The 22,052-nt window shown below is 47.7% G+C and carries 22 protein-coding genes; all 22 read left to right on the top strand.

The genetic code is table 11. The features are described 5' to 3' along the window. The first annotated feature begins 141 nt into the window (after positions 1-141). The 22 genes from ACRRS1_RS18850 to rng all read left to right on the top strand — a co-directional run bounded on the left by ACRRS1_RS18850 (position 142) and on the right by rng (position 22,049). Positions 142-1,023 (top strand): hypothetical protein, encoded by an 882-nt coding sequence (locus tag ACRRS1_RS18850; protein WP_432468928.1) that lies wholly within the window; start codon positions 142-144, stop codon positions 1,021-1,023. Further along, the gene (locus ACRRS1_RS18845) at positions 1,020-1,631 is read left to right on the top strand and encodes a PilN domain-containing protein (RefSeq protein ID WP_432460161.1); all 612 of its coding nucleotides are present in this window, start codon (positions 1,020-1,022) and stop codon (positions 1,629-1,631) included. Before ACRRS1_RS18850 ends, ACRRS1_RS18845 begins: the two co-directional genes overlap by 4 nt. Further along, on the top strand, positions 1,624-2,277 hold the full coding sequence (locus tag ACRRS1_RS18840; protein ID WP_432468929.1) for a hypothetical protein: 654 nt from the start codon (positions 1,624-1,626) through the stop codon (positions 2,275-2,277). Before ACRRS1_RS18845 ends, ACRRS1_RS18840 begins: the two co-directional genes overlap by 8 nt. Continuing rightward, positions 2,270-2,608 (top strand): hypothetical protein, encoded by a 339-nt coding sequence (locus ACRRS1_RS18835; protein WP_432455977.1) that lies wholly within the window; start codon positions 2,270-2,272, stop codon positions 2,606-2,608. Before ACRRS1_RS18840 ends, ACRRS1_RS18835 begins: the two co-directional genes overlap by 8 nt. Before the next feature lie 3 nt (positions 2,609-2,611). Continuing rightward, complete coding sequence (gene mshL, locus ACRRS1_RS18830) at positions 2,612-4,306, top strand: pilus (MSHA type) biogenesis protein MshL (protein ID WP_432455978.1); 1,695 nt, start codon at positions 2,612-2,614, stop codon at positions 4,304-4,306. 9 nt (positions 4,307-4,315) lie between these two features. Continuing rightward, complete coding sequence (locus ACRRS1_RS18825; protein ID WP_432460159.1) at positions 4,316-5,221, top strand: ExeA family protein; 906 nt, start codon at positions 4,316-4,318, stop codon at positions 5,219-5,221. Then, positions 5,218-6,417, top strand: coding sequence for a tetratricopeptide repeat protein (locus ACRRS1_RS18820; protein ID WP_432460157.1), 1,200 nt, complete (start codon positions 5,218-5,220; stop codon positions 6,415-6,417). Before ACRRS1_RS18825 ends, ACRRS1_RS18820 begins: the two co-directional genes overlap by 4 nt. 2 nt (positions 6,418-6,419) lie before the next feature. Next, the gene (locus ACRRS1_RS18815; RefSeq protein ID WP_432468930.1) at positions 6,420-8,168 is read left to right on the top strand and encodes a GspE/PulE family protein; all 1,749 of its coding nucleotides are present in this window, start codon (positions 6,420-6,422) and stop codon (positions 8,166-8,168) included. Then, the gene (locus tag ACRRS1_RS18810) at positions 8,168-9,397 is read left to right on the top strand and encodes a type II secretion system F family protein (protein WP_432460155.1); all 1,230 of its coding nucleotides are present in this window, start codon (positions 8,168-8,170) and stop codon (positions 9,395-9,397) included. Before ACRRS1_RS18815 ends, ACRRS1_RS18810 begins: the two co-directional genes overlap by 1 nt. A 19-nt stretch (positions 9,398-9,416) precedes the next feature. Then, complete coding sequence (locus ACRRS1_RS18805) at positions 9,417-9,881, top strand: hypothetical protein (RefSeq protein ID WP_432455983.1); 465 nt, start codon at positions 9,417-9,419, stop codon at positions 9,879-9,881. Then, a complete protein-coding gene (locus tag ACRRS1_RS18800) occupies positions 9,878-10,555 on the top strand; it encodes a pilus assembly FimT family protein (protein WP_432468931.1) in 678 nt (225 codons plus the stop codon). Before ACRRS1_RS18805 ends, ACRRS1_RS18800 begins: the two co-directional genes overlap by 4 nt. A 35-nt stretch (positions 10,556-10,590) precedes the next feature. Next, positions 10,591-11,070: a prepilin-type N-terminal cleavage/methylation domain-containing protein gene (locus ACRRS1_RS18795; protein WP_432460153.1), complete on the top strand. Its 480-nt coding sequence runs from the start codon at positions 10,591-10,593 to the stop codon at positions 11,068-11,070. Positions 11,071-11,107: 37 nt separating this feature from the next. Further along, positions 11,108-11,590, top strand: coding sequence for a pilus assembly FimT family protein (locus tag ACRRS1_RS18790; RefSeq protein WP_432468932.1), 483 nt, complete (start codon positions 11,108-11,110; stop codon positions 11,588-11,590). Then, a complete protein-coding gene (locus tag ACRRS1_RS18785) occupies positions 11,580-12,128 on the top strand; it encodes a type IV pilus modification PilV family protein (RefSeq protein ID WP_432468933.1) in 549 nt (182 codons plus the stop codon). The genes ACRRS1_RS18790 and ACRRS1_RS18785 overlap by 11 nt, the downstream gene beginning before the upstream one ends. Continuing rightward, positions 12,128-12,940 carry a PulJ/GspJ family protein gene (locus ACRRS1_RS18780; RefSeq protein WP_432468934.1) on the top strand — a complete coding sequence of 271 codons (813 nt, stop codon included), beginning with the start codon at positions 12,128-12,130 and terminating at the stop codon, positions 12,938-12,940. The genes ACRRS1_RS18785 and ACRRS1_RS18780 overlap by 1 nt, the downstream gene beginning before the upstream one ends. Then, positions 12,912-13,379 carry a hypothetical protein gene (locus ACRRS1_RS18775; RefSeq protein WP_432460148.1) on the top strand — a complete coding sequence of 156 codons (468 nt, stop codon included), beginning with the start codon at positions 12,912-12,914 and terminating at the stop codon, positions 13,377-13,379. Before ACRRS1_RS18780 ends, ACRRS1_RS18775 begins: the two co-directional genes overlap by 29 nt. Further along, on the top strand, positions 13,376-16,948 hold the full coding sequence (locus ACRRS1_RS18770; RefSeq protein ID WP_432468935.1) for a DUF6701 domain-containing protein: 3,573 nt from the start codon (positions 13,376-13,378) through the stop codon (positions 16,946-16,948). Before ACRRS1_RS18775 ends, ACRRS1_RS18770 begins: the two co-directional genes overlap by 4 nt. Positions 16,949-17,544: 596 nt before the next feature. After that, positions 17,545-18,588 carry a rod shape-determining protein gene (locus tag ACRRS1_RS18765; protein WP_432455991.1) on the top strand — a complete coding sequence of 348 codons (1,044 nt, stop codon included), beginning with the start codon at positions 17,545-17,547 and terminating at the stop codon, positions 18,586-18,588. An 80-nt stretch (positions 18,589-18,668) separates the two neighbouring features. Then, positions 18,669-19,484: a rod shape-determining protein MreC gene (mreC, locus tag ACRRS1_RS18760; RefSeq protein WP_432455992.1), complete on the top strand. Its 816-nt coding sequence runs from the start codon at positions 18,669-18,671 to the stop codon at positions 19,482-19,484. Between the two features lie 28 nt (positions 19,485-19,512). Continuing rightward, positions 19,513-19,998 carry a rod shape-determining protein MreD gene (gene mreD / locus ACRRS1_RS18755; RefSeq protein ID WP_432455993.1) on the top strand — a complete coding sequence of 162 codons (486 nt, stop codon included), beginning with the start codon at positions 19,513-19,515 and terminating at the stop codon, positions 19,996-19,998. Then, a complete protein-coding gene (locus ACRRS1_RS18750) occupies positions 19,983-20,573 on the top strand; it encodes a Maf family protein (RefSeq protein ID WP_432460146.1) in 591 nt (196 codons plus the stop codon). The genes mreD and ACRRS1_RS18750 overlap by 16 nt, the downstream gene beginning before the upstream one ends. A gap of 6 nt (positions 20,574-20,579) precedes the next feature. Continuing rightward, positions 20,580-22,049, top strand: a complete 1,470-nt coding sequence (gene rng / locus ACRRS1_RS18745; protein ID WP_432455995.1) for a ribonuclease G — start codon at positions 20,580-20,582, stop codon at positions 22,047-22,049. The last annotated feature ends 3 nt before the right edge of the window (positions 22,050-22,052 follow it).

The raw sequence follows: 22,052 nt of genomic DNA, 5'->3' as shown, positions 1-22,052 counted from the left end.
ACATCTTGAAAGAGAAACCGGACTTAAGGGCTTATTATCTGGAGAACTAGCACATATTTGTTAGCCAATGCTTTCAAAAATAAAAGAAAAGTTTAGACTAAATTGAGACATAGAAGCGCAAGCGGGCGATGGGAATATACGATGGACTTAGCATTTTGGCGAAGCAAAAAAAGCAAACTTTGTAGCAGCGCCTATATGCGATCTGATCTGGTGGTGGTAGCCAATCAACAGCAGCAGATTTTTGAGAAGGCGGTGACTTCCATAGAGCAGTGGCCTGAAGTTTTTGCATCTTTATGTAAAGAGGCTGGCATTGGCAACGAGCATCAAATTGTATTTGTTTTGGGCAATCAGCACTATCAGCAGTTTCAAGTCGAAAAGCCTAATGTCGCGCAAGAGGAGCTGGCGGATGCAGTTCCTTGGACCATTAAGGATATGGTGGCGGAACCAGTTCAAGAATTAGTGGTCGATTACTACCAAATACCAGTTGCACCGATGACTGCAGAAAAGCTGAATGTGGTTTGTGTGAGTAAACCGATTATTCGCCAATTAGTTGCTTTAGCTAAAGAACAAGGACTGAAGCTTCAAGGGATCACCATCGAAAGCATTGCAACCGCGAACTTGTTGGAAGCCAATGAACGTTGTCAAATGTTGCTGTGGCAAGCCAAGGGGCGTGATCTTGAATTAAGCGTGGTGCGTCAAGGTCAGATCTGCTTTAGTCGCCAGCTGCGAGCATTTTCTAGTTTAGGTCGAATGCAGGAGATAGAGTTTACGCAAAACTTTTTTGATAGTTTAAGCCTTGAATTGCAGCGTTCCATTGACTACATCAGTGCGACTCTCAAACTGCCTGAAGTGAGTTTGATTCAATTAGCGATCCCGAGCCGTTTCTGTGACGAAATTGCCGTTCAATTGCAACATAACCTGGGGCCCAAAGTGAATTTATTGTCTCTGGATGCCATTGGCGAGAGCGAACATTACTATCGTTTACCAGTGCTTGGCGGACTTGATGCTGGGGTATTGTCGTGAAAACCAGAATTAACTTCTATACCGAGGAGTTTCACCCACAAAAGGAGCGAGTGTCATTAAGACAAAGCATACTGCTTTGGTTCGTGCTTGGGATTGTGCTGATAGCGTATGGTTTTTGGCTGCAAACGCAAACTCAAATCGCGATTGATAAGGCGAGCCAGCAGCGACAATTAGTGACCTTACAAAGTCAGGAATTGAGCACATTAAAACAGGCGCTCGAAGCTCGCTCGCTAAACCCAGACTTACAGCGCGACTCGGCCTTACAACAGCAACAATTAAAATTGAAGCGTTTGCTGCAACAGCGTTTAAAAAATCAGACTGATACCAATAAAGGATTTTCAGCGACGCTGCGAGCGCTTGCCTCGATCCATGATAATAAGGTTTGGTTGAGTCGCATTTATATTCAAGGTGACACCATGGCATTAAGCGGTCAGTCAGCAACTAGTGATGCCGTGCCTAAGTGGTTAAAGCAGTTTCAGGATTATCCGGAACTGGCTAAACGACAATTTTCGGCTTTAACGATTCAGCGCGATGAGCAACAGCAATTACAGTTTAGTTTGAGTGCTTCCGCCGAACTTCAGCCTGACTTGAGGGGGGCGCATGACTGAGCGTTGGCAGCAATGGCAACAGCGCTTTGCCAGCTTAAGTTTACGAGAGCGAGCCTTAATCCTTATCTCGGGTTTCGTGGTATTGAGTTTTCCGGCTTATTATTTCTGGTTAGAACCAATGAGCTTGCAGCAAGCTAAGGCTAAGACAGCGTTTATTCGACTGAGTGCCGAGTTAAAAGAAAACCAAATACAGATCGATTATAGTCAGCGTAAACTCGCTGAAGATCCCAATGCAGAGCTTCAGCGCCAAGTCGCTCAGCTAAGAGCGCAGTCTGGCCAGATTGACCGTCAGTTGGCTATTCAGCAAGCGGGTTTAATTCCAGTTGGGGAAATGGCCGAAGTTTTAGAACAATTACTGCAACATAGTGAAGGTTTGCAACTGTTGTCGCTAGATTCCATCGCACCAGAACCGGTATTAACTCGCGAGGAAGAGAGTGATAATAGCTTGAATTTTTATCGTCATGGGATCCGGCTTAAACTTACGGGGGGCTACTTTCCTCTATTAAAATATTTACAAAAAGTAGAAGCCTTACCGCAACGATTCTTGTGGCAATTAATTGAGTATCAGGTTGATGCTTATCCGCGGGCCAATATTACTATCGATATTTACACCTTAAGTAGTCATAAGGACTTTATTAGTGCTTAAGCAAATGATGGCTATTGTGATGATAGCGACAATGATACAAGGTGTCGCTTGGGCGAACAGTTTAAGTGATCCAACTGCGCCACCTCGTGAGCTGGGTCAGACAATCGCGAAGGCGACATTAGTGTTACCGAGTTTGCAGGCGGTGATTGTGGGCGGTTCTCAAACTGGTGCGGTTCTTAATCAGCGTTTTGTGGCATTAAATCAGAAGATTGATGGGTTTAGCTTAGTTCGCGTTGCCCAAGGTTATGTCGTTTTAGTGAAATCAAATCAATCATATCGAATTCAACTCGATACAGTTTCAGTGAAAGATTCCGTGGTACAGGGGCAGTAATAGATGTATATGAAATGGATTTTTGTAGGCCTGGCGGCAGTTCTATTAAATGCTTGTCAAACAACTCCTCGCCCCAATCCCAGCGAAGCGAAGCAAGCGATCACGGAAGCTCAGCAGCAAAGTGATATACCTAAACCTGCTTTAGATTTGCCCGATGCTGTTCAGGCGGAACTGATGCCTGAGTTAGCTTTACAACAAGATGATTTATTGCAGACAGAGCACCGCTTTGATGTGAATGCGCGTGATGTCGAAGCCAAGGCATTTTTTCCTGCCTTAGTTCAGGGGTCCCCGTTAAGTGTGGCGATACATCCCGGAGTTGAAGGAAAAATAAGCCTTCAGCTGAAAGAGGTGACGCTCAAAGAGACCATTGATGTGGTCGCCGATATGTATGGTTATGATATTCAACGACGCGGTAAAGTGTTACATGTTTACCCTGCGGGGATGCGTATTGAAACCATACCGCTAAATTATTTGATGCTCGAGCGTTATGGCTATACGCGAACTCGGATTAGCTCTGGAGGGATTACGGCTAATCAAGATAGTAACAATGGCTCTAGTAGCGGTGATTCGAACAATTCTTCAAATAGCAATTCGAATAGTTCAAATAGTTCAAATAGCAATTCGAGTCGTAGCGATAGTTTTGATGGTACTCGCATTGAATCTTCAACTGAAACGCGCTTTTGGTCAGAGTTGGAAGACTCATTACGCGGCATGATTGGCTTGAATAGCCGTAATGATGGCGCTTCAGCCTATGCGGAGGATGGCAGAATGGTCGTGGTGAGCCCCCAAGCCGGCTTAGTCACGGTTCGGGCTTTTCCTGATGAAATACGTACCATTAAGGCTTTCTTGAATCAGTCAGAAACTAACTTACAACGCCAAGTCATCCTCGAAGCAAAAATTATCGAAGTGACCTTAAGTGATGGTTACCAACAGGGCATTGATTGGACCAACGCGGGTGATTTAATCGGCTCGACCGAGGTTTTATTTAACAGTGTGTCACAGCTACCGGGTAATGCGATTAGCAGTGTTCTTGGGGGAGGAGGGGCGCTCACGATTACTGAAGGTAACTTCCAGTCAGTGGTCAACTTGCTGCAAACTCAAGGTGATGTGAATGTGCTTTCCAGTCCACGAATTACGGCCTCGAACAATCAAAAGGCGGTGATTAAAGTCGGGACCGACGAATATTTTGTGACTGATGTCTCCAGTACCACGATTAGTGGTACTTCAACGGTAACCACTCCGACCGTAGAGCTGACCCCCTTCTTTTCTGGCGTGGCCTTAGATGTGACACCACAAATTGATGATAATGGTCAAGTACTGTTACATGTTCACCCCTCGGTAACCGATGTGGTTGAGCAGCGTAAAGAGATTAACTTTGGCAGCGAAATGGGGAGTTTGGACTTACCCTTGGCACAAAGTGATATTCGCGAGACGGACACGGTGATTAAGGCTCATTCTGGAGATGTGGTGGTGATTGGTGGTTTGATGCGTAGTAAGCAGCAAGAATTAGTCTCCAAGGTTCCGTTTATTGGTTCTATTCCTGGCCTCGGCGAGTTATTTACCAACCGCTCTAAGGCAAGCTCTAAAACTGAACTGATTATTTTAATCCAGCCTACGGTGGTGCAACAACAAACTTGGCAGAATGAGCTGAAGAAGTCTCAAAAGCTGCTCAATACATGGTACCCAGAAGATAATTAGGCGGATTTAGTGGCGGTATATCTTAAGTATTTTGGCCTTTCTCAAGCGCCATTTGGTTTAACGCCAAACACCGGCCTGTATCAAGCGCTGTTGCCCCACCATGAAGCGATTCAGGTCTTAGAAACGGCACTTGCTTCGGGGGAAGGTTTTATTAAAGTGAGTGGTGAAGTCGGCACCGGTAAAACCTTATTGTGCCGTAAGCTGCTTAACGAGATGGCCGAGCAATATCAATTTGCTTATTTGCCTAACCCCAGTTTATCCGCTGAACAAATCCATGCCGCTTTAGCCAGTGAACTGGGTCTGATGCTTGAAACTGAGCGTTCAGCTCATCAGTTGTTGGAACTGCTGAATCATCGACTCATAGAGTTCGCCAGCCAAGATCGGCCGGTTGTATTGCTTATTGATGAGGCCCAAGCACTCAGCGATGAGGCGCTCGAAGTGATCCGTTTACTCGGTAATTTAGAGACCGAACAGCGTAAGTTATTACATGTGGTTTTATTTGGACAGCCGGAGCTAGACGAGCGTTTAGCGAGCCCCAAATTACGTCAATTAAGGCAACGGATCACTTTTTCATATCGTTTACGAGCGTTGCAAAAAGATGAAGTGGCCAGTTATATTCAACATCGCCTGCATTTGAGTGGTTATCGCGGAGGGCCATTATTCACCGCGGCTTCCTTAAACATGTTAACCGACGCCAGTCGCGGGATCCCCAGATTGATCAATATCCTCGCCCATAAAGTATTGATGTTGTGTTATGGGCAAGGTGCTCAGCAAGTGAGTGTGGCAATGGTGAAGCAGGCGATTGATGATACCGAGGATGCAAGCTTTAGGCGCAATAGTTTGGGGGTGATGGGCTTGGTCATCACTCTTGGACTTGGTATTGCCGCTGCTTTCTGGTGGGGGCTCAGGCAATGAGTGTGATTAATCAAATGCTGAAAGATTTAGATAAACGACAGCAGACCAATCCGCAGAGTATGTCACCTTTGGTGGACGATTCGGGGCGTAGTCTACGAGCCTACTTACTGATGGCGGTGGTCTTGCTCGCTCTCTCCGTTGCTGCCTGGTTAGCACTGCGTTATTTTCAGAGCATTCATATTGATAGTGATGTAAAGGTGCTGACTCAAGCAGATAGTTCAGGGCCTCAGTCGTCTGTAACGCCATCAGTAGAAGAACAAAATTTACAAACAGTTGCTAGCGCAATGGCTGTCACTTTGCCTATCGTTGAAAAGGGTCCGAGTATTGCCGCCGAGACGCCTTCATTGCTAGTCGCGCCTGGTGAAGCGATGCCATCAAAGCCGATGATCAAGGCTGCTTCGGTGAAAACAAGCGCCGTGGTTCAGCCCGCAGAGCAGAGTCGGTCCGTCGCCACTGAGGTCGGCCAAGAAACATCCGCTGCCATTCCCCGCAAGTCAGTCGAAAAGTTTGCGCCGCGCTCGGTTGCTGCGCTTGATGATCCGCACAAGACACAAGTTCAAGCGAAGCCGTTAGACACGGCATCGACAACGGCCAGTTTGCAAATCACCCCCATTACCTTAAGCTTGGAGCAGCGCGTTGACTTATACACCCGACGCGCTATGGAGGCCTTGGATAACAAACGTTTAGAGCAAGCACGCAGTGAGTTTAGTAAGGCCTTGCAATTAGATCCTCGTGCGCATTCGGTTCGCGAACAATTGGCTGCCTTACAGTTTGGTCGTGGCGATGTTAGTCGTGCGGTTGGCTTACTTGAAGCGGGGATTCAACTGAGTCCGCAACATAGTGGATTTCGTTTGATGTTGGCGCGGATCTTTGTTCAACAACAGAATTGGCAGCAGGCTTTGTTCTACCTTGATGCGCAGCGGCCAGAGGTGGCAGGGAACGTTGATTATTACGCCATGTTAGCGAGTTTGGCGCAGCGCTTAAATAAAACCGAGTTAGCCTTTGATAGTTATCGCTTGTTACTAAAACAACAACCTTCTCGCGCGCGTTGGTGGCTGGGTTACGCGATTGCCAACGATAAACTGGGTCATTATAAAGAAGCGTTGGCGGCTTATCATCAAGCCGAACAAATGGGGCAACTTTCTAGTCAAACCGGTGATTTTGTCACCAGCCGTATTCGGCAGTTGGAGCAATAACGATGGCGCAACCAAAATTACGTATGCGCTTAGGCGACTTGTTAGTTAATGAACTGGTGATTAGCGATGTACAACTAAGTCAGGCCTTAGCCAAACAAAAACAAACCGGACAAAAATTGGGCGCAGCGCTGATTGAGTTGGGTGTGATTAGCGAAATTCAGCTGTTAGAATTTTTAGCGCGCCAGTTAGGGATCCCCTTTGTTGATTTAGGACAAATTGCGGTGGATGCCAATGCTGCGGTATTGCTGAGTGAAGTACATGCTCGACGTTTAAGAGCATTGGTGATCCATAAAGATGCTGATGTATTAACCGTGGCTATTTCCGATCCGGCTGATCTCTCGGCGACCGATACCCTGGCGGGTTTATTGTCTCCGCATCAGCTTGAATATGTAGTGGTTCGAGAGTCTCAAGTACTAGAGGCTTTTGATCGCTTTTATCGTCGAACCCGTGAAATTGAAGGTTTTGCTCAAGAATTAAAAGAAGAATATGCCAGTAGCGATGAGTTCAATATTGGTTTGGTTACCGCCAATGATGAGAGCAACGAAACCACGGTGGTTAAATTGCTGCAGTCGTTATTTGAAGATGCAGTGCAGGTCGGGGCCTCTGATATTCATATCGAACCTGACGAAAAAGTATTGCGGATCCGGCAACGGGTTGATGGAGTTTTACAAGAAAGCGTGCTCAACGAAGTACAAATAGCCTCTGCCTTAGTGCTACGTTTGAAGCTGATGTCGGGCCTGGACATTTCGGAAAAACGTCTCCCTCAGGATGGCCGATTTAATATTAAGGTTCGGGGTCATTCCATCGATGTGCGGGTATCTACGATGCCCATTCAAGCCGGAGAATCGGTGGTGATGCGTTTGCTGGATCAGTCCACAGGGATCCTTTCGTTAGAACAAACGGGCATGCCCACAGACATCATGGAGCGAGTTCGTCGTCAGCTGCATCGCCCACATGGCATGATTGTGGTGACGGGGCCAACCGGGAGTGGTAAAACCACCACTCTATACGGAGCCTTAACCGAATTAAATCAACCCGGCGCTAAAATTATCACCGTGGAAGATCCGGTGGAATATCGATTGCCTCGGATTAACCAGGTGCAAGTTAACACTAAGATCGGCCTCGATTTTTCGAGCATTCTGCGGACCACTTTACGTCAAGATCCCGATATCTTATTAGTCGGGGAGATGCGTGACCAAGAAACCGTAGAAATAGGCCTGCGTGGCGCCTTAACCGGTCACTTGGTTTTAACCACCTTACATACCAACGATGCCATTACCAGTGCGCTACGCTTAATTGATATGGGTGCGGCAGGATATTTGGTGGCGAGTTCCTTGCGAGCGGTGATTGCTCAACGTTTGGTGCGCCGTTTATGCGAAAACTGTAAACACCCGCAGCCATTAACTTCGGAACAGAAGGTTTGGTTAGAACATTTGAGCAATGACAACTTGTCAGAGAGCAAATTTTATCATGGGCGCGGTTGTCAAAGTTGTAATTACACCGGTTATAAAGGTCGTGTTGGGGTATTTGAATTACTGGAATTAAACGAAGCAATGATGGAATGTTTACGACGGGAAAACCCTGACGAATTTTCCAAAGTGGCCAAAGCCGCTGCTTCCTACCGTCCGCTCTCTTTGGCGGCGCTAGATTATGCGAAGCAAAGCATTACCTCGGTTGAAGAGGTATTACGTTTAGTGGAAGAGATTGATCTCTACGGCTCGGTCGTGGGCGATTTGGATGAGGCCCACTAATGGCTATTTTCCACTATCAAGTTCGTGATAGTAGTGGTCGCTTAATCGATGGCGAGCTAGAGGCGAGTTCGCAAAATTCAGCGGCAGAAAGTTTGCTTCGCCGAGGATTGACGCCGATAAAAATTGCCGAAATAAAAGCCAAGGGTCAGGGCTTGAGCACGCTCGATTTAAGTGGCCTATGGCAAGGGCGGATCAAATTAGATGAGCTGGTGGTATTTACGCGGCAGATGTATTCGCTGACCAAGGCTGGGATCCCAATTATGCGAGCGATTAATGGCTTAGCCGAGAGCGCGCATAGCAAGAGTTTACAACTCGCATTGGCTGGCGTTTACGATTCGCTCAGTAGTGGACGAACGCTTTCGACAGCGATGGCGGAGTATCCTAAAGTGTTCTCGCAGCTGTTTGTTAGTATTGTGCATGTTGGCGAAAATACCGGTCAGTTGGAGCAAGCATTTTTGCAGCTATCCCAATATCTTGAGTTGGAGATGGATACCCGTAAACGGATTAAAACGGCAATGCGTTATCCAACCTTTGTGATCTTAGCAATTGTGATCGCAATGGTGATCCTTAATATTTTTGTGATCCCTAAGTTTGCCGAAATTTTTGGTCGTTTTAATGCGGAGCTGCCTTTGGCAACCCGAATATTAATTGGCACCTCGAACTTTTTTGTGAACTATTGGCCCTGGTTATTGGTGGCTGTGGTGGCTGCAATTTTTGCGGTTCGTGGGTATTTAGCCACGCCAGCGGGGCGGCTGCGTTGGGATAAAACCCGCTTGCGTTTACCGGTGGTGGGTTCGGTGATTGAGCGTTCATTGTTAGCCCGTTTCTCGCGTAGTTTTTCGATGATGCTTGGCGCCGGTGTTCCGCTTAACCAAGCCTTATCGCTGGTGGCGGCGGCGGTAGATAATGCCTTCATGGCTGAGCGGATCGTTGACATGCGGCGTGGGATTGAACGGGGCGAAAGCTTACTGCGTAACGCCACCGCGAGTGGTTTATTTACGCCATTGGTACTGCAAATGATCTCGGTGGGAGAAGAGACTGGTCAAGTGGATGAACTACTCGCCGAAGCCGCTGATTTTTACGAACGTGAAGTGGACTATGATTTGAAGAGTTTGACCGCGCGGATCGAACCTATTTTAATCTGCATTGTTGCGGTGATGGTGTTGATTTTAGCGCTGGGGATCTTTACCCCAATGTGGGATATGATGCGAGCTGTCAGGGGTGGCTAGACAGCGGGAGAACCGCAAAATGTCTTCTCACTCGGCTCGTTTTCGTTGGCTAGTGAGTCTATCCATTGTTTTGTTGCTTGTATGGTTGCTTTTAGCCAGCCTAATGAGGACAATAAACCATGCAGAACAACAGCTTGTAGAAGAGTATACGCAAACTTGGAAGTCTCAGTTAGGAGTGTTTCATGGTTTGTGGTTGGCCCAGTCGCGACCCAAGCAGCTAAGCTTAAATTTATATCAGCAAGCTTTAGAGCATCCGCAAGCGGCAGACGTCGATAGTTTTAGGCTGGAGATGAATGATGCTGGTTGGCCACAAGTGAGTTCAACTGCACAGTGTTTGCAATTGTGGCGGTATATGATTGGTTTTGAATTCAGTCTTGAAGCGCAAGCCAAGGCCAAGTATCAGCAGCAGCGCTGTTATTACCATTTGGCGCCGCAAGGTGAAATTATTTACCACGCAAGCCAGGGCTTGGTGACAAATCGATGATGATTGATGGGAGTGGATGGCAGGTGACGAAATATTCAACAGCAGGCGCGCTGCGGACTCAGCAAAGTGGTTTCTCGCTTATTGAATTGGTGATTGTGATTGTGATCCTCGGCATTTTGGCGGCGACTGCTTTACCCCGATTTTTAGATGTTACCGATGAGGCCAAAATCGCAAGTTTAGAGGGCGTTGCAGGTGGTTTTGCGACAGGGGTCTCCTTAGCTCGAGCGCAGTGGGAAGCCGAAGGCCGTCCCAGTGAAAACGGTAAAAATAAAGTGATTTATGACGCCCAGCAACTGTATTTAACCACGCCAACGGCGGCGCAAATTAGTAATGGCAGTGTGGCTCCCGGCTATCCAATGAGTAGTGACAATGAGGCGGTGGACCCGGGGACGATTTCGGGCAGCAAATGTATTAAGGTATGGGAGGCAATCTTACAGAATCCAGCAAGAGCTACCGCCAATTTTAGCGAAGTGGCGACCCAAGGCGATTACTATAAGTATTATGCCACCGTGACCGGTGCAGCAGAAGCCAGCCGTTGTATCTTTTATCAGGTGAATTCCTTGGCAAAAAGTGGCGATGGCAGTTATTTAAACCCAGGAAGTGATGAAACATCATCCAATAATTTTAGCTATCAGCCTGCCGCGGGGCGGGTATTTACCAATATTCCTAACTAACGATTTTAAATCAATAATTTTCTAAGGATATAGAAATGAAAACAATGAAACAACAAGGCTTTACGCTCATCGAATTGGTGATTGTGATTATTATTTTGGGGATCTTGGCGGTGACCGCCGCACCAAAATTTCTGAATCTCACTGATGATGCGCGAACCTCTACAGTCAAAGGTTTGGAAGCTGCACTCAAGGGAGGGGCAAATCTGGTATACAGTAAGGCTGCTATTGCAGGACAAGAGAAATCATCAGCGGTAACCTTGACAGATCCTGCGGTAGCCGTCCGTTTTGGCTACCCTGATGGCACTGCATTTGGTAGTACTCAAATAAATTTATGGTTAGATGTTACCTTGGCTGATTGGACTGTTACGCCTTCAACACCAGCAGTGAATACCGCAGTAACCTTTGTCCCCGCAGATTATACTCCGCCAACGGGCAAGTCTTGCCAAGTGATTTATACGCCTGCCGTAAACTCTGGTGATGCTCCAGATGTAACATCGACAACAGATGGCTGTTAATGAGTTAAGGGCTAGCTTCGGCTAGCCTTTATTAATTTTGGGTGCACTTGCATATCCCGCTAGACCTCATTGCCGTTATACCGGTTTCACTCTGGTTGAACTGGTGATTACTCTCATCTTAATCGCTATTTTGGCGGTGACGGTGGCCCCAAAGTTTTTACGTAGTGGTGTTGATGAACTGAGTTTACGCGAGCAACTGGTGAGTCGTTTGCAGTTGGTGCAAACTCAGGCGATGAATCACTATCAGCGCTGCTTCTTCCTGCAAATTGATGCCCACTCCTATTATTCTGGTGAAATTGATTCGAGTGGTCGTTGCCGTGACCAGCCCATCGGTCCGACCACGGTCGAGTTCTCCGAGCGACTCACGGTGAGTCAGGGAAAGCTGGTATTTGATGGCATGGGGCGAGTCATTCTCGCCGACTCCAGCCTGTGTCGTCGCCTGCCTTGCCGCATTACTATTCAGGGAGAGCAAAGCCAAGCCATTGTGATTGAGGCGGAGGGTTACATTCATGCCGAATAAGCATGTTGTGAGTCGTGCGGTGGTGCGCGGGTTTACCCTGATTGAGCTGGTGGTTGGCATGGTGGTCATGGCGATAGCACTGGTGGTGATTAGCTCTTTTGTGGCGCCTTTGGCGCGGCGTAGCATCGATCCGGTTTATCAGATCCGCGCCGCTGAGTTGGGATCCAGTCTGATGAATGAGATCTTGACCAAATCCTTTGACCAGCGCTCTGATCATACGGGCGGAGGCCTCTGGCGTTGCGGCGAAGCGTCTGCACCAACCGCTTCTCAAGTTTGTACGACTCGCGCAAATTATGGTCCCGATGGCGAGAGCCGTGCGCAGTATAACGATGTGGATGATTATGTGACCGATGGTCGGTATATCACCATCGACGATAGTCTGGGCGTCGATTTAGCCGATGTGTATCGTCATTATAGTTATCGAGTGGCGATTGATAGTTCGGAGCATGGGCAAAATCAGGCGAAACGGATTGACCTGTGGGTGAGAGCACCTAATTCGGTAGACTATGCTTTTAGTGCCTATCGGTGGAATTACTGATGAAGCGCCCGAGCGGTTTCACCCTCATCGAATTAGTGCTCACCATGGTACTGCTGGCGATTTTAGCCATCGCCAGCAGTGATTTTATTCGTACCGGTAGCTTAATTTATCGCCAAGGGGCCGACCGCCAGGTATTGCTCGGCGAGGCTCGTTTTGCCCTGCAGCGCTTGAGTCGGGAGTTGCATAATAGCCTACCCAATAGTGCTCGCTTGGATCCCAATAAGAATAATCAAGCTGACTATTGCCTGAGTTTTGTGCCAACGCTTTCCAGTCATACCTATATTGACCTGCCCATTGCCCCGAATAGTGCAGTTTCTGCCAGTGTGGTCACTTCCCCGAGCCAGCCGGTGGTCGCGGCGCAGGGCAATGCTTGGGCTAGTGTTTATGTATTAAGTAGCAATGAAGTTTTAAATGGCGCGGGTCAGTTGCTCGATGCTGGCTGTGATTTAGAGACCGGCAAAGTGTTTTGTCTAAATAGCATGAGCGCAGATGCGGGTTCAGGGCTGAGTACGCTCAATTTTGCTAATCCGGTGAATTTTGCCAGTGGTTCTCCAGCGCAGCGTTTGTTTATTCTTAGTGAGCCGGTGCGCTACTGTGTCGAAGGCAGCAATTTAATCCGTTACCAGCCAGCGAGTGCTACCAATGGGGTGTTGATGGCAAGTAAACTACAGATGCCAAGCTCGGTTCAGCCGTTTCGGGTAGTTGAGCCCAGCTTAACCCGAAACGGTTTAGTGAATCTGCGCCTGGCCTTTGTTGAAAATAATGAAGTAGTGGAATTTAATCATGACATTGTGGTGCTCAACCAACCGTAGTTTGTATCGCTTACCCAGTCGGTGCGACCGCCAGCGCGGTAGCGCTTTGCTGGTGGCTTTGTTTGTGATTGTGGTGATGGCGCTGCTGGGGGCGGGCTTAAGCAGCATGATCCAAGATACTTCGCGCAATGCCGCCTGGGAGGTCTTGGGCACCCGGGCCAACCTAGCCGCGGCATCGGGCTTGGAGCAGGCCTTGTCCGAGTTATTTCCGCTTAATCTGCCTAATCCTGCTGATTGTGCCGACGTGAACTTAAATCCCACGTTGACCGGTGAAGGTTTTGCCAACTGTCGTGTGCAGCTTCGCTGTAATCGCCTGGCGGTCTCGGCGGTGGGGTTATCTGATACGCGCTTTTTTGATTTGAGCGCCACCGCCAGCTGTGGCGCAGGTGGGGTGGCGGTACAACGCAGCCAAAGGGTACAGACCCGGAGTTCCTTATGAACTATTTAAAGCAGGTTGTTCGTTTGTTGTTTGATGGTGCTTCTGGTTTGGCCTTAAGCTTATTGGTGTCACACAGTGTTTGGGCGGTGGAATGTGGTGAAGTGTTCTCAGGGCCAATCGCGTCTTCAGCGCCAAATTCGGTACTTTCCATCGGTTATGAAGCGCAAATATTTGGTTCCAATCAAGGTCAGTTGGATGTTGCGGATATAGATAACGAGGGTTCTTTCACATATACCTGTCCTGACGCCAACCGAGAGTGCCGGGTAAGCGGTGAGTTAGCTAATGACGGGACTAATGTTGCCGTTAAGAAAAAAAGTCGAGGCCAGTCCGTCAATGTTGGTTATCAAGAGAGCATTACGCTTGGTGGCGAGGCCTACAACACCGATAATTTTGGCGATATTCGAGGCGGCACGCGAAGTGTCATTACTTTTTCAAGCCAACGCGATGAGTATTTCATCAAAAATATTGCTCTGGATTACCAGAGTATTTTGCGCCTTTCACCAGGAAGCTATTGGATCGATGGAAATTTTGATCTCGGGGGTAATGCAAAGCTCGAAGTGCTGGGCAACAGCGGTACCGTTAAAATCTTTGTTAAAGAACACTTTATTACTGGCTATCAATCGCAACTTAATTTCAATGGCAATCCACTACGATTAGCGATTTATACGCGAGACAGAATTGAGTTAGCTCAGGAGACCAAAGCTGCATTTGTTGCTTATGCTCGAAAAAATATTCGCCTAGAGTACCAAGCCGAAGTCAGCGGAGCCTTATTCTCTCGACACAAAATTATAGACTTAGCCCAAGGCAGCAAAGTTTACGGTGTTGCAAATGCTGGCGAAGTCGATTTTTCGCCGATGTGTGAAGGCACATATACCCCACCGCCAGTTTGTCCTGCGGGCTTGAATTTTTCTACTTATGATAGTCGCCCTTGGAATAGTGAGCGAAAACAGCGTTCGCCCGAAAATGCTAAGCAGTACCAGAAGCTTGTTAAGCAACAAGCGGTAGAGAAATACTATTTAGGCAGCTCTATTTTAACTCGGATTAATGGTGGCGGCCGAGATGTGAATCCTCACAGTTCACAACAAGATTACTACCTGGGAATTATCAGCGGTTATTTGAATGCCCCAGAATCAGGGACTTACCAGTTTGCGGTGGATGGGGATGATGCAGTTGAGCTGCTGATTGATGAGCAAGTGGTCACTGGCTACTATGGTCTACATAGTAAATCTGAACAACCGCAAAATCGAGTGTCTCTGAACTTGGCAAAAGGTTGGCACAAAGTTGAGTTTCGATATCATGAACATACAGGTAATGAGTATTATTATCTGTATTGGCAAAAACCTAGTGAGCATCGCTTAACTATTATTCCTGCGAGTCAATTTCAAACCTGTATTGGTGACCCGCCGGTGGGGGAGGCGGCGCTAAAACTGGAAGTGGCCTCTATCGGCTTAAGTTGTGAAGCGCATACCGTTACTTTAACCGCGCTGCTGGATGGTGCGGTTGATCAAAGCTTTCTCGGCTCGGTGGATTTAAGCAGCAGTAGCGGTAATGGCGAATGGGCAATCCTCAATCCGGCCAACAACGGTTATGGCAGCTTAAGCCCGAGTATTAATGGTGCGGCTCAGTATACTTTTGCAGCCGATGATCAAGGCCAAGTGCAGCTGAGTATCTTTCATGCCCTTGAGGGGCAGACCAGCCTGAAAGCTCAGGATGGCAGTATTTTTGATAGTCAGAATGTTGATTTTAAAGCCTACGGTTTCAAAACTGAACTAAGCGGCAGCTATGGGGAGAACCCGCATATCGCGAATACCGATGCGCGTTTGCGCTTAACCGCCGTGGGTAAAAATCAAGATGGCCCGGGCTGTGCGCAGATCGTCAATTATGCGGGCGAGAAATCGCTATCTTTCTGGAGTGACTACCTAAACCCCAGTCAGGGCTCGCAGGGCTTGAGTGTGAAGGGGACTTTAGTGGGCGCAGCAGAGGGTGAGGCGAGCGATGTGAAGGTTCAGTTTACCGCTGGTCAAAGTGAGAACATCGCCTTGGTTTATCCCGATGCTGGCAAGATTGCGGTAAATTTTTGGGATAAAAATGACAGTATAGATGATGAGGGTCTGCAGACCTTACGGGCCAGTGTCAACCTGGATTGGCTGCCAGAGCGTTTTGTTTGGAGCGATGTTCGCTCCCCAAGCGGGAAGGAGAACCCGCAGGGGACGGCCTTAAGCGGGGATGGCTTTGCTGCCGCCGGCGCGCCCTTTGAAGCTGAACTGGTGGCGCTGAGTCATTGCAGCTATGACCAGCTTCCTGACCAGCTTAGATATTGTATTACCGCTAATTTTAAGCCCGAGTCGAATCAGCCAGTGAAAGTCAGCCATAAATTAATTTTTCCACTTGATCCCGATGAGAGTGGCCCGATAGAGGTGTTTGATGGTGAGCTAACGGTTCCTGGCGATGTGACTTGGGGAAATGGGCGGGTGACTTATGAGGGTTTAGCCTGGGATGAGGTGGGGAGTATCGCCTTAAAGGCGCAGCTTGTCTCTTATCTCGATTATACTTTTCCACTGACCGCGGCCAATGGTGAGGTATTTACGCCGCAAGGCAGCGTTGATGTAGGCCGCTTTTATCCGGCATATTATGGCCTTGACTCCTCAGAGATTCGCGCGGGCTGTGGCAGTTTTACTTATTTGGGTCAACCGCAACAACAGTTAAGCTGGAAGATTGGCGCCTATAATACTGGTGGAGACTTGGTTAAGAATTATGATTCAGCTACCGATTATCGGGATCGGGTGCAGGTGGTGGCTCAGGGCGGGGAGCCCAAGGATCATTGGCAGTTAAGTGGTTTGAGTGATGAGCAGGTGAATCAACGCTGGCTCATCGACCTGGTGCCGCAAGGCTGGTCGCAGGGCTGGTTTGAGCTCTCTTCCCCCGTAAGTTCCGGTTTAACTAAGCGCGAAGATGTGGTTGGCGAAGAGCCGATTCGCGACATGGAGATTGGACTGGTTTTAATCGACCAAGATGGCGCGCAGTTTAACTGTAATGACGATGGTAGTTGTTCCTTAGGTCAAGCGCCGGAGTTTCGCCACGGGCGTTTGCGTTTGAACAATGCTTATGGCTCTGAGTTGCAGCCGATCGCGGCAACTGGTGAGGTGCAATATTTCTTAAATGGCCGTTATCAAGCCAATACTGAGGATACTTGTACCGATGTGAGTCAGAATATACTACAGGTTGTGGACGAAGCGGCGGTACTGCCCCCGAATTTAGAAACAATTGCTGTTGTGGGGGAAGGAACCAGCCGTGTGAAGGTCAGGTCGTCTGCGATAAATCAGGGCATTTTGTGGTTTGACTTTGCTTCTCCGGGGCAAAATAACACCGGCAGCGTGCAGTATTGGTTAGATTTCAATCCTGATAATCTTTGGTTACGCGATGACTGGAATGGTAACGGCCGTTACGATGACAATGATGATCAAGCTGGTGCAGGCAAAGTGAGTGATGATCAAGCTGGCGCAGGCGAAGTGAGTTTTGGGATCTTCCGCCAGAGTGAGCGCGTGATTGAGCGACGGATGCTCTATTAAATAAAGCGTTTTGTGTTCAGTGAGCATCAGAACTTAAGGTCTGTGTCTCGCTTTGGTCAATCAGCTTGATGCAGTTGTTGGGACTTTCTTAGTGCAAGCTTATGATTTATATTATTTTTATTTGCTAGGCTTCGCTTAATTTTTTTGCGGTTTTTTTTGTTTCAAAGTGAGTGGTCGCTTGTTGTAAGGGCTGTTAAGAGGCGAGACTTAAGCCATGTTTTATAACAAAAGTAGAGCGATTGGAGCTCAAGCTTGAGGCTTCGGTGGATTGATACGGCATCAGCCAATTCAGATTCGCGGTTGCACTTTACTGGCTTGGCTTCGCCAAACGAGCGATCAGTATCACCAGATGAGTCGCAGCTATGGGGCTCAATTGATATACGGCCTTACTCATCAGCTTGAAAGTCTATCGATCCTGCTGTTTTGTTTATAAAATGTGCAACACCGCTGTGGTGAAGTCTGATCTTCGGTGATAGTCCTCACTATACTTTGTTTGAAACCAGAGTATGCTTGCTCATCTTGGCCTGCATTGGTAAAGTGAGCCAAGTTTTAATCGCTTATCATCGATACTATTTCTTCTCAGGATTTGCCTAGCTATGTTTAAAAAGCTTCGAGGCTTGTTTTCTAACGATTTGTCTATTGACTTAGGAACAGCTAATACACTTATTTATGTTAAAGATCAGGGGATCGTGCTTAACGAGCCTTCAGTTGTCGCGATTCGTCAAGAACGTGGTGGTAGCCCTAAAAGTGTAGCGGCTGTAGGACATGCCGCCAAGCAAATGTTGGGGCGTACTCCCGGTAATATTTTAGCGATCCGTCCTATGAAAGACGGTGTGATTGCCGATTTCTATGTGACCGAAAAAATGTTGCAGCATTTCATCAAACAGGTTCACGATAATAACTTTTTACGCCCAAGCCCACGGGTCTTGGTGTGTGTGCCTTGTGGTTCTACTCAGGTTGAGCGTCGCGCCATTCGTGAATCGGCGATGGGTGCAGGTGCCCGAGAGGTGTATTTAATTGATGAGCCAATGGCCGCTGCGATTGGTGCAGGTTTACCGGTATCGGAAGCGACCGGATCGATGGTCGTGGATATTGGTGGCGGGACCACCGAAGTGGCTATTATCTCATTGAATGGAGTGGTTTATTCATCTTCGGTACGGATCGGCGGTGATAAGTTCGACGATGCGATTATTAATTACGTGCGCCGCAATTATGGCAGCTTGATTGGCGAAGCAACTGCAGAACGCATTAAACACGTGATTGGTTCTGCCTATCCTGGCGATGAGGTGCGCGAAATAGAAGTTCGCGGGCGTAATTTAGCGGAAGGTGTGCCAAGAAGTTTCACCTTGAATAGCAATGAAATTTTAGAAGCCCTGCAAGAGCCTTTATCTGGCATTGTGAGTGCGGTGATGGTTGCCTTAGAGCAAAGCCCGCCGGAGTTAGCTTCAGATATTTCTGAACGTGGCATGGTATTGACCGGTGGCGGTGCTTTGGTGCGTGATTTAGATCGTTTACTCATGGAAGAAACCGGTATTCCGGTTGTTGTTGCTGATGATCCGCTCACGTGTGTTGCTCGTGGTGGTGGTAAGGCCATTGAAATGATCGATATGCATGGCGGCGATTTATTTCATTACGAATAAATCCGCTGCAATGGCGAGTGCTTGATTAGCCTCGCCATTTCTCTTCTAAATCACTCAGAAAATTATTCAGGTAAAGACCGATGAAACCCATCTTCGGCTCAGGTCCATCTATAGAACTTCGCCTTTTATTGGCGATTGCCTTGTCTTTATTTCTTATCTTCGCCGACAGTAAACTATTGGCCTTTCAGCCTTGGCGGATCTATTTGCATTCATTGGTCAGTCCTTTGCAATATATTGCCAATATGCCGGGTCAGTTGATGGATTCAATGTCTGATCAGTTGGAGACTCGTCAACAGCTAAAACAGCAGAATAACATCTTAAAAGAACAGCTGTTGCTGAATCGGGCGGATCAGTTATTGTTGGAAAGTTTAGCCAAGGAAAATGCTCGTTTACGCGCCTTGCTGGGCTCGCCTGTGCGTCACGATAGTCGCAAGCTGGTGGCCGAAATTATGGCGGTGGATTCGGATCCATTTTCTCATCAAGTGGTGATCGACAAAGGTCAACTTGATGGTGTGTTCGAAGGTCAGCCGGTGATTAACGATGTGGGAGTGATTGGCCAGGTACTACATGTGGGCACCACCACCAGTCGAGTACTATTGATCACCGATGCCAGTCATGGCATTCCGGTGCGGATTGCCCGTAATGACATCCGGGCGGTGGCGAATGGCACCGGAGAGCTGGGTCGGTTACAGTTACCGCATATTCCGCGTAGTACTGATATTGTTGAAGGCGATGTATTAGTCACATCTGGTTTGGGAGGGGTATTTCCTGAAGGATATCCGGTTGCGCTGATTAGTCGTTTTGCTTATCAAGAGGGCAAGCCCTATGCTGATGTGGTTGCGACGCCCTTGGTTCAGTTAGATCGTTTACGTTATTTATTATTGATTTGGCCGTGATAGTGGGTTCGGCAACAAAGGCTTTTGCATGTTAGAAAAAATTAATGGTCGCGGGACCATTCTCTGTTGTCATTTAATTGCCTTAATATTGGCGATTATTCCCTTGCCTTTGGTCGCCGATGCTTTTCGTCCCGACTGGGTATTGCTGGGGGTGTTTTATTGGACCATTGCCTTACCACATCGCAGTAATGTGGGGAGTGCGTTTTTAGTCGGATTTATCCTTGATATTCTGCTGGGTTCAACTTTGGGAGTTAGGGCGCTTGCGATGTCGATCGTCGCCTATCTTGCGGCGACCAATTTTACCCGTTTACGCAATTTTTCGGTGTGGCAACAAGCCTTGGTTGTAGCTGTGATGGTTGCCCTTGCGAAGTTGGTGGTATTTTGGGCCGAATATTTAGTGCTGGATATACATCTGCCTGAGGGGTATTTCTATCCTGTGATTACTTCTGCGGTTGCTTGGCCATGGATATTCTTATTGTTACGTAAATTGCGTCGCCAATGGAAAATAACGTGAAGCAAGCTTACCCGCTGATTTTGGCTTCGGCCTCCCCCCGAAGAATCGAGTTACTCACTCAGTTGGGCTGGGCCTTTAGTGTGCAAGCGGCCGATATTGATGAAGCGGTGTTAGCAAATGAAACGCCAGAGCAATTAGTGAGGCGTTTAGCCGAGCAAAAGGCGGCGGTTATATATCGTCAGCAAACGGATGCGACCAGCGCAGTGCTGGGGTCGGATACAATCGTAGTTTGTCAGGGGCAGATTTTAGGGAAACCAAAAGATCAGGCCGATAGTCAACGAATGCTTCAGTTGTTAAGTGCCAAGCAGCATCGAGTGATGACTGCTGTGTGTTTGTATTATCAAGATCAGCCCCATACCGAATTGGTCACCACTCAGGTGAAGTGCTGTGCTATTTCTATGCAGCAAATGAGCGACTATTGGGCCAGCGGCGAACCCTGCGATAAAGCAGGGAGTTATGCGATCCAAGGGATCGGTGGTAAATTTGTTGAAGCGATTGAGGGCAGCTATAGCTCGGTGGTCGGGCTTCCCTTAGTTGAAACCGATCGTTTACTTCATTGTTATTTAACTTGCTAGGTTACTATGTCAGCAGAATTATTGATTAACGTCACTCCAACTGAAACCCGTGTTGCTTTAGTCGATAGCGGGATCTTGCAAGAAACGCATGTTGAGCGTGATGCGCGTCGTGGAATTGTTGGCAACATGTATAAAGGGCGAGTGAGCCGAGTGCTACCTGGAATGCAAGCAGCATTTGTTGATATCGGTTTAGATAAAGCGGCTTTCTTGCATGCATCGGATATTGTGCCCCATACCGAATGTGTGGATGTTACCGAGCAAGAACACTTCCAAGTGGGTAATATCGCCGAATTGGTTCGCCAAGGTCAAGATATTATGGTGCAGGTGGTGAAAGATCCCTTAGGCACTAAAGGGGCTCGTTTAACCACCGATATTACGCTGCCTTCACGCTATTTAGTTTTTATGCCGGGCAGCAGCCATGTTGGTGTCTCACAACGTATTGAGAGCGAGGAAGAACGGGAACGGCTGAAAGATATTTGTGCCGATTTTGTGGACGAACTGGGTGGTTTTATCATTCGTACTGCAGCCGAAGGGGTTGGCGCAGAAGAGCTAGAGCGAGATGCTGCTTTCTTAAAGCGGGTATGGCGTAAAGTTTTACAACGAAAAGAAAGCTCCGCCTGCAAAAGCCAGTTGTACGCAGAGCTAAATTTAGCTCTGCGTATTATTCGTGATTTTGTCGGCACTCACTTGGATCGGATCCGAGTAGATTCTCGGGAAACCTATGAACAGTTGATTTCTTTTTGTGCTGAATTTGTGCCCGAGTTTACCGAGATCCTAGAGTACTATGCCGGTGAGCAACCTATTTTTGATTTGTTTGATATTGAAAACGAAATCCAACGTGCCTTAAAACGCCGAGTTGATTTAAAGTCGGGTGGGTATTTGATCATCGATCAAACTGAAGCGATGACCACCATTGATATTAATACCGGCGCTTTTGTCGGCCACCGAAATCTTGAAGAAACAATTTTTAATACCAATATCGAAGCGACACAATCAATTGCTCGTCAATTACGTTTACGTAATTTAGGTGGTATTGTGATCATCGACTTCATCGATATGTCTGAGACGGAACACCAGCGCCGAGTGTTGCATAGTCTAGAGCTCGCCTTAGCAAAAGATCGTGCGAAAACCAATATCAGTGGTTTTTCACAGCTTGGTTTGGTGGAGATGACGCGTAAGCGTACTCGAGAAAGTATTGAACATATTCTTTGCGGCGAGTGTCCAACCTGTCGTGGTCGTGGAACTGTGAAAACAGTAGAAACGGTTTGTTATGAGGTTTTACGGGAGGTTATACGGGTGAACAGAGCTTATGATGCTGATAATTTCATCGTGTATGCGTCGACTCAAGTTGCGGAGATGTTAGTGGGTGAAGAGTCCCATAGTTTGGCGGAGCTAGAGGTGTTTATTGGCAAGCAAGTGAAGATCCAAACTGAACCGATGTATAGCCAAGAACAATTCGATGTGGTCTTAATGTAGATC

Source organism: Agarivorans sp. Z349TD_8, assembly GCF_050870825.2.
In the GTDB taxonomy this organism is placed as follows: domain Bacteria; phylum Pseudomonadota; class Gammaproteobacteria; order Enterobacterales; family Celerinatantimonadaceae; genus Agarivorans.
Note: the sequence above shows the minus strand (reverse complement) of the source record. Positions and strands in the feature narration are given on the sequence as shown.